General features: G+C 52.1%; 22 protein-coding genes and 1 pseudogene. 8 read left to right on the forward strand and 15 right to left on the reverse strand.

Going from position 1 to position 20,719, the window contains the following annotated elements:
- Positions 1 to 206: 206 nt before the first annotated feature.
- The 15 genes from LRP54_RS02810 to LRP54_RS02880 form a co-directional block, all read right to left on the reverse strand.
- Positions 207 to 905: a hypothetical protein gene (locus LRP54_RS02810; protein ID WP_231234885.1), complete on the reverse strand. Its 699-nt coding sequence runs from the start codon at positions 903 to 905 to the stop codon at positions 207 to 209.
- Positions 906 to 979: 74 nt separating this feature from the next.
- Positions 980 to 1,165, reverse strand: a complete 186-nt coding sequence (locus tag LRP54_RS02815; RefSeq protein ID WP_231234886.1) for a hypothetical protein — start codon at positions 1,163 to 1,165, stop codon at positions 980 to 982.
- The gene (locus LRP54_RS02820) at positions 1,162 to 2,523 is read right to left on the reverse strand and encodes a DEAD/DEAH box helicase (RefSeq protein WP_231234887.1); all 1,362 of its coding nucleotides are present in this window, start codon (positions 2,521 to 2,523) and stop codon (positions 1,162 to 1,164) included. The genes LRP54_RS02815 and LRP54_RS02820 overlap by 4 nt, the downstream gene beginning before the upstream one ends.
- Entirely contained in the window at positions 2,513 to 2,785 is a 273-nt protein-coding gene (locus LRP54_RS02825; protein WP_231234888.1) for a VRR-NUC domain-containing protein, read from the reverse strand. The genes LRP54_RS02820 and LRP54_RS02825 overlap by 11 nt, the downstream gene beginning before the upstream one ends.
- A 271-nt stretch (positions 2,786 to 3,056) precedes the next feature.
- Positions 3,057 to 5,432 (reverse strand): virulence-associated E family protein, encoded by a 2,376-nt coding sequence (locus tag LRP54_RS02830; RefSeq protein WP_231234889.1) that lies wholly within the window; start codon positions 5,430 to 5,432, stop codon positions 3,057 to 3,059.
- A 15-nt stretch (positions 5,433 to 5,447) separates the two neighbouring features.
- On the reverse strand, positions 5,448 to 7,382 hold the full coding sequence (locus LRP54_RS02835; RefSeq protein WP_231234890.1) for a DNA polymerase: 1,935 nt from the start codon (positions 7,380 to 7,382) through the stop codon (positions 5,448 to 5,450).
- A 70-nt stretch (positions 7,383 to 7,452) separates the two neighbouring features.
- On the reverse strand, positions 7,453 to 7,989 hold the full coding sequence (locus tag LRP54_RS02840) for a DUF2815 family protein (RefSeq protein ID WP_231234891.1): 537 nt from the start codon (positions 7,987 to 7,989) through the stop codon (positions 7,453 to 7,455).
- Between the two features lie 37 nt (positions 7,990 to 8,026).
- Complete coding sequence (locus tag LRP54_RS02845; RefSeq protein ID WP_231234892.1) at positions 8,027 to 9,154, reverse strand: DUF2800 domain-containing protein; 1,128 nt, start codon at positions 9,152 to 9,154, stop codon at positions 8,027 to 8,029.
- Positions 9,147 to 9,452, reverse strand: coding sequence for a hypothetical protein (locus tag LRP54_RS02850; RefSeq protein ID WP_231234893.1), 306 nt, complete (start codon positions 9,450 to 9,452; stop codon positions 9,147 to 9,149). Before LRP54_RS02850 ends, LRP54_RS02845 begins: the two co-directional genes overlap by 8 nt.
- Before the next feature lie 2 nt (positions 9,453 to 9,454).
- Entirely contained in the window at positions 9,455 to 10,156 is a 702-nt protein-coding gene (locus LRP54_RS02855) for a hypothetical protein (protein WP_231234894.1), read from the reverse strand.
- A complete protein-coding gene (locus LRP54_RS02860; RefSeq protein WP_231234895.1) occupies positions 10,153 to 10,353 on the reverse strand; it encodes a hypothetical protein in 201 nt (66 codons plus the stop codon). Before LRP54_RS02860 ends, LRP54_RS02855 begins: the two co-directional genes overlap by 4 nt.
- A 214-nt stretch (positions 10,354 to 10,567) precedes the next feature.
- Positions 10,568 to 10,780 carry a hypothetical protein gene (locus LRP54_RS02865; RefSeq protein ID WP_231235084.1) on the reverse strand — a complete coding sequence of 71 codons (213 nt, stop codon included), beginning with the start codon at positions 10,778 to 10,780 and terminating at the stop codon, positions 10,568 to 10,570.
- Positions 10,781 to 10,978: 198 nt separating this feature from the next.
- Positions 10,979 to 11,200, reverse strand: a complete 222-nt coding sequence (locus LRP54_RS02870; RefSeq protein ID WP_231235085.1) for a hypothetical protein — start codon at positions 11,198 to 11,200, stop codon at positions 10,979 to 10,981.
- A gap of 432 nt (positions 11,201 to 11,632) precedes the next feature.
- Complete coding sequence (locus tag LRP54_RS02875; RefSeq protein WP_231234896.1) at positions 11,633 to 11,857, reverse strand: helix-turn-helix domain-containing protein; 225 nt, start codon at positions 11,855 to 11,857, stop codon at positions 11,633 to 11,635.
- Positions 11,854 to 12,102, reverse strand: a complete 249-nt coding sequence (locus LRP54_RS02880) for a helix-turn-helix domain-containing protein (protein WP_231234897.1) — start codon at positions 12,100 to 12,102, stop codon at positions 11,854 to 11,856. The genes LRP54_RS02875 and LRP54_RS02880 overlap by 4 nt, the downstream gene beginning before the upstream one ends.
- A 108-nt stretch (positions 12,103 to 12,210) precedes the next feature.
- Here LRP54_RS02880 and LRP54_RS02885 point away from each other — a divergent pair, with 108 nt between their 5' ends.
- From LRP54_RS02885 to LRP54_RS02920, 8 genes and pseudogenes are all read left to right on the forward strand, one after another.
- Positions 12,211 to 12,687 carry a hypothetical protein gene (locus LRP54_RS02885; protein ID WP_231234898.1) on the forward strand — a complete coding sequence of 159 codons (477 nt, stop codon included), beginning with the start codon at positions 12,211 to 12,213 and terminating at the stop codon, positions 12,685 to 12,687.
- Positions 12,688 to 12,733: 46 nt separating this feature from the next.
- On the forward strand, positions 12,734 to 13,114 hold the full coding sequence (locus LRP54_RS02890; protein WP_231234899.1) for a hypothetical protein: 381 nt from the start codon (positions 12,734 to 12,736) through the stop codon (positions 13,112 to 13,114).
- 238 nt (positions 13,115 to 13,352) lie between these two features.
- Positions 13,353 to 13,661: pseudogene (locus tag LRP54_RS02895) on the forward strand (terminase TerL endonuclease subunit); the annotation flags it as partial.
- 216 nt (positions 13,662 to 13,877) lie between these two features.
- A complete protein-coding gene (locus LRP54_RS02900; protein WP_231234900.1) occupies positions 13,878 to 14,204 on the forward strand; it encodes a hypothetical protein in 327 nt (108 codons plus the stop codon).
- Between the two features lie 60 nt (positions 14,205 to 14,264).
- Complete coding sequence (locus tag LRP54_RS02905; protein WP_231234901.1) at positions 14,265 to 14,468, forward strand: hypothetical protein; 204 nt, start codon at positions 14,265 to 14,267, stop codon at positions 14,466 to 14,468.
- Between the two features lie 677 nt (positions 14,469 to 15,145).
- Positions 15,146 to 15,730: a hypothetical protein gene (locus LRP54_RS02910; protein ID WP_231204198.1), complete on the forward strand. Its 585-nt coding sequence runs from the start codon at positions 15,146 to 15,148 to the stop codon at positions 15,728 to 15,730.
- A gap of 263 nt (positions 15,731 to 15,993) precedes the next feature.
- Positions 15,994 to 17,247, forward strand: coding sequence for a hypothetical protein (locus LRP54_RS02915; RefSeq protein ID WP_231234902.1), 1,254 nt, complete (start codon positions 15,994 to 15,996; stop codon positions 17,245 to 17,247).
- A 456-nt stretch (positions 17,248 to 17,703) separates the two neighbouring features.
- Positions 17,704 to 20,685 (forward strand): InlB B-repeat-containing protein, encoded by a 2,982-nt coding sequence (locus LRP54_RS02920; protein WP_231234903.1) that lies wholly within the window; start codon positions 17,704 to 17,706, stop codon positions 20,683 to 20,685.
- The last annotated feature ends 34 nt before the right edge of the window (positions 20,686 to 20,719 follow it).

A 20,719-nucleotide genomic window follows, 5' to 3' on the forward strand; every position in this document is an offset into this window, starting at 1 on the left:
GAGAGTCCGAGTGTGAAAATGAGCAGAGTGATGGTGGTGAGTGCGGCCTTGCGTTTCATGCCTTTGAGTATAGCTATCTTAAGGCATTTGTGTGTGTGTGGGAACGGCCAGTCATTGCCCAAGGCCCTTTGTGATAGGGGTGCTGGGTGACTGGCCGTTTGCCGTTTGTTGAGTATGGGCACACTTTACCCCTACAGGTGGGGACATTAGCACACTTTTTGCATGAGTGCATTAATTTCCGCAAGATCGTACCCTTGCGTGTTGTGGGTAATTTTGCCTCGTTGCGCCCATTTTTTGAGCCGCTCCCGACTGAGGTCCGGGTAGATGTCACGAATTTCAGCTGCCGTCAGGCTAATTCCGGGCTTGGTGATGGCGCGGGCCGCGTCTTTCCTGTAGCAACCGATAGTGGTCCATGAGTGCCCCCTCGCGCACTCTAAAGGCCCGCTCGCGCCGCTCCTAGTCTGCTGCTGGGTCACATTCTCTGTGCAGCCCGCCACGATGCAAGGGCCGATCGTGCGTGGAGCGTTCCCTGTTAAGCGCGCGATGCGCTCATGTAATCGTTCAAGGTCTTCAGTAAAAGCCTCCCAATCATCCCATGTGCCGTGTAAAACGTCGGCGCGGGTGATGAGTTGGTAAACAGGGTCACCATCTGGTGGTAGGTCGGCGCTTAGGGCCCAGTCTTTCGCCCAGTCATAAAACCCCTGATAGGTTCGCACTCCGTCTGGGCCTTCTTCAGGGGCATCGAGAGCGGGTGTGATGATGTCGGCCAGATCGCGCACGACGTGTGCTCCAGAGGCACTGATGGCCCCGCGCGGGGCAAGAAGCGTAGAGGTAATGTCGGTGAGCAGTGGCATCCAGCGTTGGAGGTTTCTTAGCTGCCGACACACTGTTTTAGCGGGGGTCATACGTTGCTCCAATAGTCTCAGTTCGTTGATTTTTAACGTTCGGCTAGGTTCTGATGCACAACAGCAACGTGCATTCACTGTGTCACGTCTTCTACTTCGGGCGCTGGCATGGCGCTAAATCCGAGTGTGCGAGGTGTGGAATCGTGGTTTGCGTGTTCAACTAGGGCGCTTGGACCGTCAATGGTGACGGGTGGCTCAGCCGCGCCGGATTCAACGCGGAATTCTTCACCGCTAGACTCAATGGTTATAGTTATTTTCACTGCATCCCCCTTTGGTTTAATTCTACCGTGAGAGCGTCCACTAGAGCTGCTTGTGTCGCGTTTTTATCTTCTAAAGCCCGGGCTACTTGCACATCTATCGTGTCGCGGGCGATAAGCCTGTGGATAGACACTGGGTGGGTTTGGCCTTGCCGATGCAGCCTCGCGTTTGTTTGCTGGTACAGCTCCAAAGACCACGGGAGCGTGTACCAGATGAGGATGTGCCCGCCCGATTGAAGATTAAGCCCATGCCCTGCTGAGGCGGGATGAATCAGGCCAAGATTCACCTCACCACGTTTCCACGCTGCCATGTGCGCCGCAGATTTCAATTCTACGGCACCTGGGAAGCCCTCTAACAGGCGTTCACGGTCGGAGCGGTACCAGTATGCCACTAGAACATTTGCGCCGTTAGAAGCCTCTATAAGGTCGTTTAAGGCTGAAAGCTTCTCGTCATGCAAAATAAGCGTTTCCCCGTCAGACCCATACACGCTCCCTGAAGCCGCTTGTAAAAGCTTGCCTGCGAGAGCTGCCGCATTCATCGCATCCACTTGGCCGCCTTCAAGTTGCAGGCACAGGTCACGTTTAAGCGCACCATACGAGCCTCTAACCCGCTCAGGTAGCGTCACCAAATGGTCGGTGATGCTCACTTCGGGCAAATCCAGCATGTCTGCCGCCCGCATTGACAGCGTGATATCCCCAATGCGTTCATAAATCACCTCCTCAGCGCCCTCACGCGGCTTCCACGAGTACACCACGGACCCGCCGCGCTTATCGGGAGTGAACAAATCGTTCCGAAAACGAGTGATAAAACGCCCTAAACGCTCACCACCATCTAAAAGCCGATACTGCGCCCACAAATCCAACAACCCGTTCGCAGCCGGAGTACCCGTAAGAGCAACCATACGTGCAATTTTCGAACGCACACGCTTAAGCGCCCTGAAACGGCACGACCCATGGTTTTTGAAACTGGCCGACTCATCCAACACCACCATGTCAAACGGCCACGCCCCGTCCAGATACTCAACCAACCACGGCACATTCTCCCGATTGATGACAGTCACATCTGCGAGCGCACCAAGCGCCGCCTTGCGAGCTTTCACATCTCCTACAGCAACCGCCATCGTCAAACCGCTCAGATGATCCCACTTAGCACACTCCTCAGGCCACGTGTCCCGCGCAATACGTAGCGGCCCAATCACCAAAACACGCGACACCTCGAACATGTCATGCATGAGCTGGGCAATGGCTGTCAAGGTGATCGCCGTTTTCCCAAGACCCATATCAAGAAACAAAGCAGCCTGCGGACAGTCGACCAGATGCCGGATCGCCACCTGCTGATAACCGTGAGGCTCAAATCTCATCTAGCACACCCCCAATCTGTGACACATCATTGACAACGAAAACTTTCACACCGCGCTCGCGTAGCTGCTGGGCACGGATTGCTTGTACAGGACGCACGTTGCGTCCGGGGGCTTTGACTTCCACGAAAGCCGCTGGCCGTCCTGGGAGTATCACCACTCGATCAGGCACACCGACTACTGACGGCGAGGTGAACTTCCAACATAGCCCGCCTTTTTCTCGCACCGCCCGAACTAGAGATGCTTCCACGTCTTTTTCACGCATCTTTTTCACCACCGTCAAACGGGGTGTAACCGGTAACCAAAAAATCCCTATATACATATACCCCTATATAATGTGTATATATACGTATTTTTACTATCTATATCTTTTAATAGTATTTTTGGTTACGTTGGTTACAAACGCCTATTTTTCCCTTGTCTTATCTACGTTTCAGGGTGTAACCAAACCTGTAACCAACGTGTAACTAAAACCGTTGGTTACACTTTAGGTTGTAACCAAAATCAGACGTACCCAATTTTGATTACAGGTTTGGTTACACTTTTTCTCGCACTGGAACACCGTCCCAGGGCGCGTAAAAAGCCTTCTGCACTCCATATGGTTTCACTCGTATTGACTTGTTCCCACATTCCCATCCGAGCCGTTTAAGCATGTTCGCGATTACGTATGAATCACCTCTGCGCAGGTCAGCTTTCGGCTTACCGAAACACTCACACCACACTTCCACCACGCTCACATGAGAACGCGGGACAAGCGGCCCGTTCTCGGTTTTCTTCGACTCATCCCACGCCCCCTGTAGGTAACTGATACGCCCGTAAACGTCCATACCAGCCCAGTTAGCAGGTAGCGGAGTATCCAAGTACTCAGCAACAAGCCCGATACGCTCATCGACTTCTATCGCCGCTTTTTGACGTTTCGCAGCCTCCGCAGCAAGGTCCCCCGTCAGGTACAAGCGCTCTTCTTTTTCTTTCACCAAAGCCTCAGCCCAGACCTGGTTCACTTCAGCATCGCTGATATCCCACGCGCGCTTACTGGTCGCACCACTCACGTTCACCGGCCACATGCGCCTGTTACCCGCAGGGTCGGTAAGGAACCCGTTTTCTGCATTCGTTGTACCAATAAAAACGCACTGGCGCGGGTGGGATTCAACCCGCTTAGCATAAGCCGCGCGGTAGGTGTCGTCTTGACGGGAAATAAAAGAGCGGAGTGCCTCTGTTTCAGCTTTACGCATCCCCGCAAGCTCACCGAATTCTTGGATCCAAAAACCTTGAAGCTTTTCAGCGGCCGTCTTGTCTTTCGTATCCGCAAGAGACAAAGAATCGTTAAACCACTGGCCTGCAAGACGCGCGATAAGCGTTGACTTGCCGATACCTTGAGGACCTGCCAAAATCAGCATCGTGTCGAACTTACAGCCCGGCTGTTTGATACGCCGCACAGCCGCACACAACAGTTTCCGCGTGACCGCACGCACATACTCGCAATCTTCAGCCCCCAAATAATCAATCAAAAGGCTATCAACGCGTCCCACGCCATCCCATGCGGGTAGTTCCTCGAAAAACTGTCGGATCGGGTGGAATTTCCGTTTGTCAGCCACATGCGACAACGCTGCTTTAAGATCACGCTCACTAAACTGCACGTAGCGTTTCTCCAAGTAGACAGCCAAGTGAGCATCATCAACATCCCTCCACGCCACAGCCGGCCTAGCCCACGGCAACAGGCGCGTTGCGACAATAGCCCCTTTCAGCTCATCAAACGCGACACCAGCTAGCTCACGATCGTTTTCAAGGATAAGAACCAGATTGGACAGGGAGGGTTTGCAGATGCCGTTTTTCGTCATCTCCAACCTCCCCAGCCACTTATCATCAAAAGGGTCGAAATGGCTGATGGTTTCACGGAACGTTTCTAAACGGACTTTCTCTAAACCCGTAGCAAACTCGCTCATCGCCTTATATGATGCCAACTGGCTGGTGGGGATATCTTCAGCTAACACCTCGTCCATGTCACCGAACTTGTGCAAGCGCACAAGGTCGAAAGCGTTAACCAACTGCCCGGATGTCGGGTCAGTATTGTGATGAGAATACAGCCACTTATCGCCATAGATGATGGCCCCGCCCACGGACTCACCACCCGTGTAGGTTAGACGATTTTCTGAGCCCGCTGGCTCATAAGCCCCGGGGAGGAACTCATCTAAAGCCTCACGGATCGTGTACGCTCGACAAAAAGCCCCGACAAGCCCCGTTTTACTCAGAGGGTCTTCTTGCGCCCGCCCACGGGATACGGGCGCTTTAGCCTGCCGAGAGGACAGCGGCCATGTTGTCGCGTCCGTCCAATCGTCATACAGGCCCAGCATCATATCTGGGTCCAACCAGTCTTTCCCGTACTCCTCGCACCGGTACTGCCCGTCCAGTGCTGTCGAAGGGTAAAACATGAGGCGTGAAGCCTCATATGAAGTATCGTCGAACAGGTCAATCCCGATCTGTTGGGCGATTCTGCGGCCTAACGGGGCATATTCTTCCTCGCTCACATCCCGCGTCAAAGGTACGACAATGCGCACACGCGGCTTTTGAGGAGAATGCTTATGCGTCGTATAAGCCAAAGTCTTAAAATCAATCCAGTCATCCAGCTGCCGCCATAGCGTCTCATCTGCATAGTCGATGTCCAAGCAAACGAGGGAGCGTGAGAGCACGTGACCGTTTTTGCGTTTACCCTCGCGCAGATGCCCACCAACAAACCCGCCTACGTCTTTAACGTCCTGCTGGGCTTTATGACTCATCGCGAGATATTCTGCGAACGTTTCCTCAGTTCGTTTAGTTTCATGTAGCTTGCCGAGCAGCCATTCCCACGTCACTTCACGGTTTTTCCATTTTTTAGAAAAACGGTTTTGCGCGGTCGCTATTTTCAAAGTGCGCATAAACGTCCCCTCTTTTCATCCTTTCTTGTAATACGCGGATTCAAAACCTTCAGATGCCAGCGGCAAGCCACGCGCCCACGAGGGTGGCTTCGACATGATCTGATTCATCTCGTCTAGATCGTTCCCTTTTGAGGCCTCAACGATTACTTCGTCATGCACGTGTCCGACCACCGCATAGCCTGCTTTTTCCAGGCGCATGATCGCGTCCGCTAAAAGATCACGTGCGACAGCTTGCGTAATGTTTTCCACCAGTTTGCCGCCATACGTTTCAACACGAGTCCACCTGCGAGCAAAATCTAGACCCATGTGAGTAATCGACTCACCACCGAAACGGTTCACACCTATAGAAGGGGCGGGGTAGGCCAGGCGACGTCCTGAGGGTAGTTGGATGTATAAAATACCGTTAGTCACGCCGATTTCAATTTTGCCGACGATCATGGTTCGCCCGCTCATGATCGTGGCTTTAGCTGCCTTGTCGATGTCGTACCAGAACTGGACGATCCTCGGGTTCGCCACGCGCCATGCGACCACTAGATCGTGGATTTCCCGCTCTGACAAGCCCATGTCGGACGCGCCCATAGCTTTCAACGCACCGTCCCCGCCACCGTAACCGCACGCAAGCACCGCCACTTTCGCTTTTTGCCGCAACGGATTACCTTTCATGACCGGCTGAGAGAACATACGTGACCCCGTTTCACAGTAGATGTCACCGCCGTTTTCAAAGAGCCTTAGCACCCAGTCCTCGCCAGCAAGCCAGGCGAGCACGCGCGCTTCAATCGCCGAGTAATCCGCAACCAGCAGGCGGCCCGTTTCAGAGACGAAAGCAGTACGGATCAGCTCAGATAAGACCCTAGATGTTGACCCCCACACGAGTTCCAGCAGATCGCCTTCACCGTTTTTCACCAGTTCTCGCGCCACATGCAGACCCCCCAGCTGCTGCCGGGGCAGGTTTTGCATCTGGATAAGCCTCCCAGCCCACCTGCCTGTCGCGCCAGCACCAACAAACTGGAACAAGCCGCGAGCGCGCATGTCCTCTCCGGCGCATTTGCGCATGGCCTCGTATTTTTTCACTGAGGATTTAGCGAGTTGTGTGCGTAGGTGGAGGGCTTGGTGGATGTCGCCTGTTGCGTCTTTAAGGGCTGTGGCAACCGTTTTCTTATCGAGAGAGTCTATTTGCAGACCCGCCCCTTGTAGCCAGGCCAGGAGTTGTGAGGGCGAGTTGGGGTTGTCTAGGCCGGTGAGGTTTTGGAGGGCTGCGCGTTTTTCCGCGTGGTTTTCCTCGTCTATTGCGATAGCTTGCTCTACTAGGCTCATGTCGATGAGTACGCCTCTATCGTTTATTTTCTGATCTATCCAGTAGTTTTCCCATTCAAAGACGGGCACGGGGGATTTTGCTAAGCGTTCGTGAATTGCTTGTTCTACTTCCACGTCCCTCTTGCAGTAGTCTTTGAACATTTCCCAGTCATCAGGCATGTCTTTCGGGTGGTTTCTGGTGCGGCCACCGTTTTTCTTTGTGGGCTTGCAGGGTTGGGAGAAAAGGCGGATGAGGCGTTTACCTTCCGCCATTTTCTCAACAGGCAGGCCAAGGGCTTTAGCGCATGCGTCAAGGGATAGGTGAGCGCCGAGGATTTCAGAGGCTTCCACCATCGTGCAATACCAGCCGCGCGCGGGTAGGAAACCCGTGTCGTTTTTCAAATGGGCCGACAGGCACACTCTTTCGAAGGCGGCGTTGAACGCGTGTTTTTCCACCCGCTCGTCGCTTAGAGCGTTTATGACATTTTCAGGTATCTTTTCGCCTTGCGCGAGGTCAACAACTTTGACTGGGCCACGGTCGGCAGAGTAGGCGAATAGTAGAATTTCAAAACTAGGGTGTGCGGCGTATTTGTAGACTCCGTGCCCAGCTAGTGGCAGTTCACAGTGTGTTTCAATGTCGATAGACAGTGTTTTCATCGTATCCTCCTTGTGCCCGCCCCGGACTCGAACCGGGGAGTGGTCCTCTCGGGCTTGACTCCCCTGCCGTTTAGAGGAAGTCGTAGTTTTCGGTTTCAGTTTCGATCAGGTCGAAAGCTTCACCAGCCTTGGTAGCGACACCTCCTAGGGCCTGCCCATCGCGGACTTTCTGGATTGCTTGCAGGCCGACCGCGACCCCTCGGTTGCCGTTGACTGAGTAGGCGTAGAAGGAGACGAGAACGTTAGCGTAGATGCCGGAGTAGATTTCGTCCGGGTCAAGAACAGGGTTTAACGCGCCGTCAACCAGGTCAGGTTTACGGATGGAGTTAGCGTTGAGAAACATTGAGTCCGCGTAGGCTTCATCGTCGCGTTCCTCGTCCCCGTCGCGCAGTGGGAGTTTGAGAGCTTTCACGGAGGGGATTTTCCCGTTGAACTTGCGGTCTTTCCCATCTTCTAACGCCTGCTTCACAGCCTTTTCAACCTGAGCGATTGTCGCTTGATCGGTCTTTGGGATGATGATGGAGACGGAGTATTTTGGTTTTTGGTCGTCAGAGTTTTGACGCGGCTCGAAAACGTTCACGTAGGAGAGGCGGACGTTTTTCAGCACGGCTTCGTTCTTTTTCAATGTCATCAGTGTGATCCTTTCAGTTTTCGCCGAATGCGTCAGCGGGGGTAGTAGTACGGATAGGCTCACGCTTATCCGTTTCGGGGACGAGGACGGGAGAGCCCTCGGGCTTGTAGATGAGGTCACCGAGAATTTTTTGGAAATTTTCAGCGCCCATCAGTTTTTCCATAGCGGGGATACCGATCAGGTTTTTCTCGAAAATGTCGTCATACCCGCCGGCTTGAGCAGCTGCGATAGCAGCTTTCTCATCTTTGTATTTACGAGTGGACCTGCCAGCAACGACTTTTAATCCTGCGTATGTTTTACCGGCCAGTGCTTCGCTGAGGGCGTGTTTGCCCACGTCAGCGAGCCATCGTTTAATGTGGGGGGCGCGCGTGCAGATATGGGCGATTTCAACGTCAGTTAGTTCAGCTGTTTTACCGAAAGCCTCACCTATGGTTTTGAGGTTTTCGTCGGCGCGGGCCCGACAGGTGGGTTTGAGTTTGCAAAAAGTACACCATTCGCCCGCGTTAAACTCGCCTTCACCAGCATCAGCGAGCGCGGCCACAGGTTTAACCTGCTTCTCGCCCCATGCGGCAAGATCGCTCGTGCTGATAGTGAAGGTTGAGATGTTGTCTCGTCTAGGCTGGTAGATGTGCAGGTGGACCGTCTGTATCTGGTCGAAAATAATGTCGAACTCGTACAGTGCGCCTAGGGCATACAGCATGAGCTGCGGGTTCTCGCTTGCATCCACAATGATCCCCTCGCCATATTTCAGGTCGCACACGTGTAAAACGTTGTTGGAAAGGATGAGTGCGTCTGCTGTGCCGAACCCTGCGGGCACAAGATGCGAAAAATCCACTTGATGTTCTACAAAAAGCGTTTTCACAGGGTCCTCAAGGCGCGAGTACACGTCGTAGACGTATTCTGCGTACTCGTCCGTGTATCGTTCCATGTCCGCGTTAATGTAGGTTGAGCGCGGTTTGCGCGTTTTAACGCCGAAAAGCTTGTTGAGCTTGTGCTCAGCGAGCGCGTGAGCTGCTGTCCCTTCTTTAGCTGCCTCGCCTCCCGCAGTGTCGGGGATGTGGGCTGAGGCTTTAACTGAGGGAGGGCAGTGCATCCACCTGTGCGCGCTGGATGCCGATAGCGTCGCGTGACGTTCAGGCATTGTTTAGCCTTTCGATGAACTCCCTGATCTGCTCGGCTGCTAGGTCAGATACCCCGCTCACACCCATTTCGTCAAGAAGGTTTCGCACGGTTTCGCGTCCCTTCTTGGATGCTCTCGCAACCCGGATCGCCACAGTTTTTGCTTCGTCGAGACTTGGTGGCTCCTGCGGCTCAGGCTCTGGTTCGGTTTCGGGCTCAGTTGTGTGAGCGTCCTCGGGTTGGCTGGTGGGTGTTTCACGTAGTGCTTTCGCCAGTTCTTCCAGAGCTTCAGCGACGCGGTTGATTTTGTGTGTGTGCATTTTTAGTCGTTTCCTTTCTCGGCGTTTTTCAAATCGGTGAGCATCCGCTCTGGGCCCGGCATCCCCTCGGGGTTGCGGATGAGTTGGATGATGCCTGTTTCCATGTCGTCTAGGGCGAAAAGTATTTGTTTTGCTGCGTTATCACTTTTTTTGAAGCTGATGGTCCGAAGGGTTGCTCGCGGGTCAGCTTTCCCTTTAGGCGCGATGGAGGCGAGGTGTTTTGAGTTGATACAGATCGCTTGCGAGGCCGGTTCTTCAAAAGCTGCTTTTTCGGCTGCGTCGAGAATGGGTTTGATATGCGGGAAGTTTTCGGGTCCTGCAGACGGGTATTCTTCGGCCTGATCCATCACTGATACTCTGATGTGCTCATACGTGCTGGTGTCGATCTCGACTTCAACTCGCGCGTGAATGCCTTTCGGCATGTTTTTTTGAGCACTTTTCGCCCACGCTGCGACCTGTTGAGCGACCTTCGCGTTAATGGTGAACGAAAACTCCGCGTCAGGATCAACATTTGCGCCTTCGAGTTTGCGTGAGATCATGCGGTATCTGTCGGTCGCATCCGCGTAGATACCGTTCACGCGCTTTGTAATGCAGATATTGTGTAGATCAGGGATAGGGCTTTTAGGATCAGCAAAGACCGCGACCCTCTCCAGCCAGAACGCGAGATCCTTAGCATATGCTGTGAATTTTTGTGTATTCGTCATTTTTTGTCCTGTTTGTCCCATGTTGTCTCAAGATGTCGCACCAGTGTGCGGGTGGTCAGATACCATGCGCAGAACCCAAGGATCACAAGGGATATGAGGGCTGCCCATGCGTTATCGTGACCGTAGTTAGCCCACCCAAACCCGATAAGCCAACTCAAGGCGAAGGCGAGTGTTACCAGATAGTCGCGTTTCAACATTGCTCACACCCCCGCTTCCAACACTGGTAGGGGCATTTTCGAGTATGCTTATACATGTCTCCTCCTTAGGAGCGATTGGCCCCGTTTTCGTGATCGTCCGCCAAGTTGATAGCGAAAACGGGGTATTCTTTTACTAGGTATGTAGGTACTATACCTACAGTATCAATTGTAATCCTATATGAGCTCGATGTGTAAGGGGAGTATCTACAAGCGTTCAGTGCTTGAGAATTTGATACAACACAGACCTGTGAACACCGATTGCGTTGGCAATCTCCTGCCGAGGGATTCCAGCATCCATAGCAGCCTGTACCGCTTTGCGACGCTCGGACGAAGCCTCGTCTGCGCGCGCTCGCAATGCAGCAGCCTCTCGTGTAGCTTTCTTCGCTTCCGCAAGTAGCCTGCGCTTTTCTGCATCGTCCACAATCATCACCTCTTATGTTACCAATGCACTGCAGACAGGTATGCTTGTACACGTCTCCTCCATAGGGGCAATTGGACCCGTGCTGCTGCTGATCCGCCAAGAAAAGACAGCAGTACGGGTTTTTAACAGAATTTTGTGTAGTCACCGTGACTACATAGAGCATTGTATTATCAGAACGGCAACCTTGCAACCCCTCTGACTGTACTAACGGCGTGTTTTCCCTAGTAGGCGATACACGTTGTTCCTGTGTATCCCTGCTGCATCTGCAATCTCCTGTCGAGGAACACCAGCATCCATAGCAGCTCGCACAGCAGCAGCACGTCGAGCAGCCACATGTTCTGCTTTCTCGTAAGCCGCCCGACTCTCCTCGCTGGCTTTTTCGACCTCTGCGAGCAGTCTGCGCTTTTCTGCATCGTCCACAATCATCACCCCACATACTACCAACGTGCCCGCTCACTTGAGGTACCCCTGTGGGCGCGCAGTCTCACTTTTACGATGGCCTCGATGACGCGGGACATAAAAACTCCAAGGACGCCAACTAAAACGTCCCCTATGCCTAGGTTGATATACAGATGTAGTCATAATGTGCTCCTTACCGTTGTGTTTCATGATTCGTCCCTACTGGTTTTGATCCGGTAAGGCTGTGTTTTTTTGCCGCACTGTGCATCTGATGTATCTCAACAACAGTGGCTTTGCGGACATGGATGGGCCAGTCGTGACCATCGTCGATTTCAGATTCCCGCACGCTGTACGGGTGATAATTCGGCGGACAGACGTTAGGGGTCTCCCAACTCTGCCAACAACCCCTCCACCATGTACGGTGAGCCTTGCCTTTCGGTATTTTCGCGTTCGAGATAATCACAACGGGGCCTTCCTGTATGGGCCACGCGGATTACCTGACACGCCAACTTGGTCGATGGAGCGTCGTGAAATGAGGAGCTTATTACCTTTGCCGCGTCCCGTTTTACGACACCTCAAATCGCCTCGGTGAACCATCCTGTACACGGTCCACACGCTCACGCCCAAAATCACCGCTGTGTCGGCGACAGAGTAAAACTCTGGCTGTACCGTTGCCGCGCTCATGACACGGCCTTTTCAGCTTCTAGCCCGGCACAGGCGCATTGTTGCTCTGCGCGGCGCATGATCTCCCATGCGGGTGTGCATAGCACTTTCCCTATCGAGTACAGCTCGTTAGCCGTGAAATCCTTATGCCCGTTTAGGCGAGCGCTTAAGTATTCACGTCGCATCCCTGTGCGCTCTGCGAGGTGCGTGATCGTCATGTTTTGTCGCGCTATTTCGGCACGAAGTTCAGTTTCAGTGGATATCATTACCGTCCGTTCTTTGTTGCGAACATCTTGGTAAACATTATTGTTCGCAGCAGCGAACGTTGTCAAGTGTTTTTGACGTGATTGATCGCATATGCGAACATTTAGTTCATGGGAAACCCTTTACACACCGGCGAAATCGACCGGATACTCTCTGAAATTTTTGAAAACTACCTGGGCGAGTCGGGCCTTTCACTGAGGCGACTATCAGAAATTTCAGGCGTAAAACTAACAAGACTCGGGGACGTTTTACGACGCGGAAAAGCAATGACAGGAAACGAGATTCACGCTATCGCAGCAGCTTTCCATCGGTCAGGCTGGCGCGTTTTCCGTGAAGCCGAGGAGCGTTTAACCTCTGGTGAGCCACTCATCCACTCAGCCCTGTTTGAAGCCGCATCACCCCCACAAGCGGATGAATCAGAAGTCATAGAGCTACCCACAGGACACCAGATCACACGGGCGGACATTGATCGGGCGGCGGCATTAGATGTAGGCTACGCACCTGAAATGGAATGGGACCAACCGCCCGTTGATGACGAGGACTACTCCCAAGTCCCACCAGAATGGGACAGATGGGACGGAGCTTGAGATAGACGGTACGCAAATGTAGGCACCATGTTCGATCATATGTTCTATGAGATTGTGGGAGGTTGAGGACGCGATAGCAGCTCACGGCGCGGAAATCGTCGAAACAGAACACGTCACCGGAGGCGTATGGGGACGTTATCTTAAACCCAGAAAACTTGTCCTCTTACGTAAAGGGCTCACGCACGTCGGAAAAATTGCAGCACTCTTGCATGAACTGGAACACGTCAAAAACGGGGATGACGGTCACCAAAGCCCACACGAGGAGGAACGCATCAACCGCACAGTCGCACATGCTGTTATCACGGCTGACGAATGGAATCGCGCAACGCAGGTACTCAGCGCCCCACGTTTAGAAGACATAGCTGTAGAGCTCAACGTCCCCCTATGGGTTGTCGAATCGTACGCGGACTCTTTAGGACCATTTTAGGACCTATGAAAATCAGCACCGGAAAAACGTTGAAACTGCGCCAGTGTTAGAGCATCCCCTTAGCTCCACAATCACCCCGTGATTTCGTTGAGATCACGGGGTTTTCATTGAAATAAAGCGGAAAATAGCAAGTTGCGCAAATTAGGACTTTTGCAGCTTTTGGCATATGTGGTCCTAAATAGGAGCTTATTGGTCTTTGGGCCAATAAGCCGCCTTCCACTGACATGGAAAAGAGTGTCAGATGACCCAAAACCTCGCCCGTATAGGACTAAGCGTTATCCCGTTCAAGTAAGGCTTCAAAGACATGTCTCCTCCCGCTAAGGAGCTGATGAAACTCGCGTTGGAGGGCAAGTTCACTCATGACGGACACCCGGTACTGCGGTGGATGATGGACAACATTTTTATCCGCACCGACCCTGCCGGGAGCATCAAATCTGACAAAGAAAAATCCACCGAGAAAATCAACGGCGTCGTCACCACCATCATGGGCCTAGACCGCGCCATCAGATGCAGTGGGCCTGCCAGTGAATCGGTTTACGAGCAGCAAGAGCGCGTACAACAAAAAGCATATTTTTTTCATGTAATGTCAAGTTATATGCTGCATGCGATGAAACTCTCAGGTACTCTCTGAGTAGTGGTGTTGGATACGTCACTATGTATGACGAGTTTATAGTCACTGTAGGGCTTGTTCGGGTTAATAAATTTTACGCACATTTCCTACACGAACACCGAGAAAACGAAAAGAAGCACAAGGAGAATTACAATGACAAAAATTCTAGTAGGTGCTTTTAAAGCGCTGGTCGGTTCTGGCACTGCTGTTGCTCTTGTTTTGGGGTCAGGAGGCATCTCTGGAACGGCATACGCTACTGATTCTGGTGGTAAGCAACTTTTCGCGAGCGCTAGTGCAACAGTGTCTGAAGCTGAGGTAGCGAAATTGGCGGAAGATTTAGAAACGCTTTTCACCAAGTACGTACCTCAAGTCGATGGAAAATATATCGTAAACGAAGAAGCCGTCATTGAAGATGGTTACGCAGATCAACTTGAAGATTTTCGCACAGTCGCGGCGGTCTTCAATAGCACTTCAAATTAATTGGGAGCAGGCTTCTCTGTCGCAGCGGTATCTTGTGCTCTTTAATCTAGGGGAGGTCCGATGCGTGCGAATACTGTATTTACGTTAGGTTTTTTCGCCACTATTGTGCCGGCATTTTGGGTGATTATCTCATTTGCTAGAGATTGGGCATTCTTTGACCCAGTGTCAATTTTGGGTGCAATTGTAGGGGGCGTTTTTGTCACTCTTGTGGCTAGAAAAACACTTAAGAGTGACTCAAATTCCCCTAAAGGACCTAGTGTGTAAAGCGTTACCGAGCGTTGGGCATAGCGATCGCTTGGATGGTGCTAGCTCGCTTCATCTTTCTCAACACGGGACGCTCCTGGATAGAAATTCAGCCCGTACTCACACCACAAGAGGTGAAGCCGTGCTGAACGATTGAGCCCAATGTCAATTCGCAGGAGGTTTCTCGTCAATTGCTGTCTTGAACGAGTGATTCAAGGACGCAGGATTGATCCGATTTTTATCCAATGATTGATGTGTCATCGTTTCTGCGCTTGTTTTGCGCCCCGGTACAGAACGATACGTGCCGTTGCGCCCCGGTACAAAACGATACGTGCCGTTACGCTCCGGCTAACAAACTGATTGTCGCTTTGCGCCCTGGTACAGAACGATACGTGGTGCGTGTGTTACGTGCTCAGCAATAGCGCCATGCAACTCGTTTTTGTGCAGGATGATCCATTAATTTCATTCATCCCCACTTTTCCTATGGAGGTTTGTCAACACTGTTTTCTTCTAGTTCTGTCGCATTTTTAAGTGGCAGTTAAAGTACAAATTTGTCTTAAGACTTTAAGTGATTGTTGAAAGAATGCAGTGTGATTGAACGTCACATTCACGTTTTGTCAAACCTGTTGCTTGACAGTTTTCGGGGGGGGGGGGTAGTTTTGGTCTTGAAATAAAAGCCAAGAATAGGAGGGTGACAAATGTCAACCGAGAATACGACTTCTTTCCAGCTGGCTCCTGGTGAAACAAATGTGTACGGCGCAAAGGTCGCGCCATCGTTGCTGACACCTTACCTTAAGGGTGAGCTTATGTGTTCTTCGACCCGTTTGGTGTACAAGGTGCCTAACACCATTTTTGGTCTTATTCCGGCTGGCGCGTCGGAGAATACGGTTCCGCTTAAGGCGATTGCTTCTGTTAATACTTCTACGTCTTTTGAAGTTGGCCGGATAATCCTAGGTGTTGCTTTGGTGCTTGCTGGTTTTGGGCTAGGCGGTCAGGCCCTTCTTTTTGTGATTTTTGGGGTGATGTTCCTTGCGATGGCTTTTCCGGCGCAGCTTAATGTGGTTAATCATGCAGGCGGTGTTACGTCGGTAAAGGTTTCAATTTTGCATAAGAATGTTCTTCAGCAGTTCGCAAAAGAGCTTCAGGGGCGAGTTTTTGCTGATTTGGATGCGACGCGGCATGATGAAGCTCAAATGGCACGCATGATGCAAATGCAATTGCAGCAGATGCAGCTTCAACAAATGCAGGTTCAAAACGAAAACCGGCTTAATGACCAAAACTAGATAATGCTGGTATGTCGTTTCAAGAGTCCGCAGAAGGGCTAAGACAGGTGCCTGATGTGCGGGAATTGTGAGTGTTTTTCTGGTGCTACTAGTCGCGTGTTTATCTCATTTCTTACCCGCACACTCACAGCTTGCTATTACTCCCAGGCTCTCTACTGATACTTGCTTACCTGAACTTATCTGATCCCATCGAGGAATTTTAAGCGAGTATCACGTGGAGGCCTTCGGACGGGGAACGGCATACATGACGCGGAGGAACACTCATGAAAACACTACGACGTTTCGCATCAACACTGATGCTGACAATCAAAGAACACAAGCTGCTCTCTGCCTTAACTGGCATCGCAACGGTTCTCGCTCTTGTTGCAGGTGGTGTGGCTGTCGCGCAACTTGGCTCCCAGCCAGATCACATCACTGCTCAAAGCGCTGACACGCCAGCTCCGTCTCCCAAGCCCACTCCCAAGCCTAAAGCGAAGCTCAAGCTCGATGTCCAATCGAAAGACAAGACGTGGACAGACTCATCCTCGCCTGCGATCACTCGCATCCAAGGCGCTGAAGAATCCAATAAGAGCACGGACTTCCACCATGCTGTGCGTCCAAACGATCCACAGGACGTGAGCACTGTTGAGGTGCCTGTTGGACGTTATAACGTCTCTGTGATCTCTCCAATCAACGCTGATGGTTCGATTGAAGTAGCATCTAATCCTGCCAAGGCTGAAGCTGTTTCCACTCCTATCAACGTGTCTGCTCGCAACGAGCTGTCTACAGTTGAAATTCCAATTGCCAACGTCAAGCCCGCTGATGTTCCATCCGATGTGATCCATAAGATCGCAGAGGAAACCGGCAAAGCTATTGCCACCGGTGACGCTACTCTTGCGGGGGATGCTGGTAAGAACGCTTTAGACACCGTCGAAAAGAACGGCAAGGCGAACCCGAACATGAGTGAGGACGATAAGAGCAAGGTGGAGGAAACCACAAGCGCTGTCACTCCTGCACCTGAGGATAAGCCTCATGTGGACGCCACACCATCTACTCCTCAGCCTGCCGAGCCTGCTCCTGGCGCGTCCCCTGCCACTCCCAAGCCTGCTCAGCCTGCTGCTCCAGCAGCAAAGCCAAAGAAGTGGGTTGCTGAAAAAGGCCACTGGGATAAGCAACCAGTGTACGAGGAAGTCGATGTTCCCTACACGGAGAACGTTCTCGTCGAGGAAGCTCGTACGGAGTATGTAACTGTACGAGTAGAAGTTTATTTCCCTGAAAGTAAACGTCGATTCACTTATAATAGGGTTGCGGATCCTGTTCAGGATAAAGCAAACTATGACGCTTTTTGGGAAGAAGTATATGCTCATCAACTAGAACTCATGTACGCTGATAAAATCGGTAACTTTACTAACAAATTCATCAAAGGTCCAGTGGAAATCCCCGCGAAATATGAGACTGTGACGAAATACCGTAAAGAGTCTCGTCAAACCGGCACAAAGGACGTCTGGATCGTAGACGTCCCCGCTCACTGGGAGTAATACTCCACCACACCTCATGCGGCACTGCAACACTGTTGTGGTGCCGCATGATTTTACCAGCAACGTAACCGTTGCGATAGCGTGTGGTGTCGCGCGCATAGAGTGTGATGCGCCTGTATGTGGCTTCGCGGGCTGGGCAGTTTTGCATATTGCATGGAATCGCATTGTGGGGGGGGGCTGATGCTGTCTATTTGTACAGGTGACTGAGAGGGAAAGCGGGTAAATCCTGCGCTGATTTTTATTGATTGAGTGTCATATCCTTTTCTTATGTTAACGTTATTTTTTCCTTACAAGCTGTCATTTTGTGACTATTAAAAGTGTGTTATTCTCGGTTGTGCGCGCAGAAATTTTTTAGGTGGCTAATGCTTTAAGGGTCTACCTAAGTTGTATTTACTTAGGTTATACTTACTTACGCTCACCTAAGTTCAAATGTCAAAGTGACGTGAGGAGAAAGACATGCAAAGAAGCAGGGGAAAATGGAAAGGAAGTATCGCCGCTGCCGCGCTCTGCGGGGCATTAGCCACTTCCTTCCTTATTCCAATGGCAGCTCAAGCCTCCCAGCAAGAAATTAAAGACGCAGTCTTCCAATGGGGTCTGAACGCAGAATCAGGAAGCGCCGGATACGCACCCAACACTTGTAACTTCCTTGGCGCTGGTGTAGCCGGAGACAACGAATCTTCCAGCGTATGGCAAGGCGAACTACGGGAAAACGGCGCAGCCTTTGTCAACACTGAAAACCAAGACGTGATGTGGAGGCAAAACGAAGACAACACCTCCATCCTCAAACCCAATAGCAGCGGAGAACTAGTTCCAACCACCTGGGACACCAAATGCCAAACCCGAGACGGTTCTAAAACAAATACCTCAGGGAAAACCTCAGAAAATATTGTTCGTATCGTCAAAGGACAAGGAACGGTTGATCCTGCCGCAAACTCAGCAGAAATTCGCTGGTACGGCTCTTTCACAGTTGTCTACTACTCAGGAATGACCTACTGGAGCGTTGTCAATCCCAAGCTCAGCGTAGTCAACGGTGAAGGCACCCTCAAAGGACGTGTTTCCGGATACGGGACATCCATGGAAGACCAGAGCCAATGGAAAGGTCTGCGTAGCCGAGAAGTCACCCTCGCCACCTTGAAAAATGTCACGGTAACCGAAAACGGTATCAAAGTTACCCCCGAATACAAGGGAGTAGAGATTACTCCTCCCAACGGCGCAACCCAGGTACGCTCCGGAGCAAACTGGGGTTCATGGCCACAAGACTTTGTTGATTTCCAAGGTGAAACTGGGCAAGCACCCTACTGGTACTCCAGCGGCGGCGCAGCAGATGCACGTAAAATCCCCCAGGAAATCGGCATCACCTACAGTGTTGCCATGCCCGCGTCATACGCCATCTCAGTTGAAGGCGGAACAGCCTCCCTTACTCAAGCAACCGCAGGAACCCAAGTCACCTTAACCGCTGAAGTTCCTCAAGGTAAACGCTTTGCCGGGTGGCAGGGAATTAAAGGAGGCGCAACTATCGCCGACCCCTCACAGCCCACAACCACTTTCACTATGCCGGCATCTGACGTAACCATCAAAGCCGTCTACACAGATGAAATTACCCCCAGCTTTGAAGTAACCGTTGACGGTGGAACAGCGTCTCCCTCAAACGCAAAAGAAGGAACGAATATTTCACTGAGCGCAACGATTCCTCAGGGCAAACGTTTTGTTGAATGGAGCACCGAAACAGCCGGCGTATCCTTTGCCAACGCGAAAGATGCGAATACCAGCTTCACTATGCCCGCCTCCGCGGTTTCAATCACAGCAACCTATGAGGACGACCCGGCACTAGCTGCCCATCCGATCACCGTCACCGGCGGCACAGCTTCTCCGGATACGGCGCGTGCAGGGCAAAGCGTGACCATCACAGCTCAAGTCCCAGAAAATCATCACTTCCTTCGCTGGACGACTGAAACCCCTGATGTTACCCCGACCGCTTGGACCAGCCCAACAACAACCTTTACCATGCCTGCTTCAGCAGTGCAGATCACCGCAACTTTTGCGCCTAACGCTGCTCCTACTACTCGCCCCAAGCCCTCTGTGACCGTTGAACCGCACGAGAATCTTGACCCAGCAGCGAAAAATATCCTCACCATTACCGGTAAGGATTTTGTGGGAGATGCCGCGCGTAACGGTGTGTACGTGGTTGTCGGTGAAGAACGTGTGTGGAAGCCAGGAGAATACATCCACACCCAAGGCTTAGGTGAAGGCGAATTCCTTGCTTCCAGCTGGGTGACTCCCGAACAACTCCAAGCCAAAGATGGTGCCTTCACAGTGAAGCTCACTCTGGGCGCTAATAGTATGGACCGTTCCAAGACCTACTATGCAGGGACAATGGCCGCGCACGCTCTTGCTTTGACTGAGCGTTCCCTCGACCGAGCAGAAAAGCTCACATTCAACACGATCTCCTACGATCCCAACGTGATCTTTGCTCCGGATACCGTGACGGGAAGCCTGAGCAACGAAAGTGATGTTCGCGCTGAATGGACATACTCCGGACAAACCCCATCCCACGGATGGGACGTACGAATCGTCTGTGTAGAGAAGTGCTCCGATCCGCTGTATCAGAGCAAACAAAAGAGCATCAATGATCCCGACGCGCGCTCTGCCACCTTCACCGCGGTTCCTCATGGCGTATACACTCTTTCCGTTCGCTCCGCAGGATGGTACGGAAATGACTACAAGGAAACCGAATGGGTGGTTTCTGACAAGGTTTACGTAGGCGTGGATGCTTCCACTGACTCAAAGCCTGAACCGGAATCTCCTTCTGTGTCCCCGCAGCCTTCCCAGCCTGCTCAGCCAGAAACTCCTTCCGTAAGCCCGCAGCCTTCCCAGCCTGAGGACTCATCCACTACTCAGCCGGAAAACTCATTCACTACCCAGCCTGAGGACTCACATACCCAACCGTCCTCACCAGAGGCAGAAAATACCCCGGCAACACCCGCTTTTGTCCAACCAAGGCTCACCCTTGCGCGTACTGAAGTGGCAGCGGGAGAATCCTTAGAAATTGTCGTCTCAGGATTTATGCCCGGAACTGACGTGACCTTCGAGGCTCACTCTGATCCTCTCACCATCGGCACCATCACAGCCGATGCGCAAGGAATCGCACGCCTCACATGGAAAGTACCCGCATCCTTCCCTGCAGGTGAACACACCATACTCGCTACGGGTCTGGCCCGCGGCGCAGACGGCAAAGAACAGATGGTGACTTTATCCCAGAAGATCACCGTTGGAGCCGCAGAAGCAAAACACAACGGAGAGAAGAAAACCACTACCTCCCACGTGAACAGCGGACAACACCTCGCAGTCACAGGTGCCTCAACCCTGACGATCCTCTTAGGAAGCGGGATACTTGTCCTCGCAGGAGGAATCCTCACAAAGCGCCGTTTACAGGGCTGAAACTCCCCTGAAAAAGCGCGCTCCTGCGGGTTGG

It is taken from the genome of Schaalia sp. lx-100 (assembly GCF_021083625.1).
Lineage (GTDB): Bacteria > Actinomycetota > Actinomycetes > Actinomycetales > Actinomycetaceae > Pauljensenia.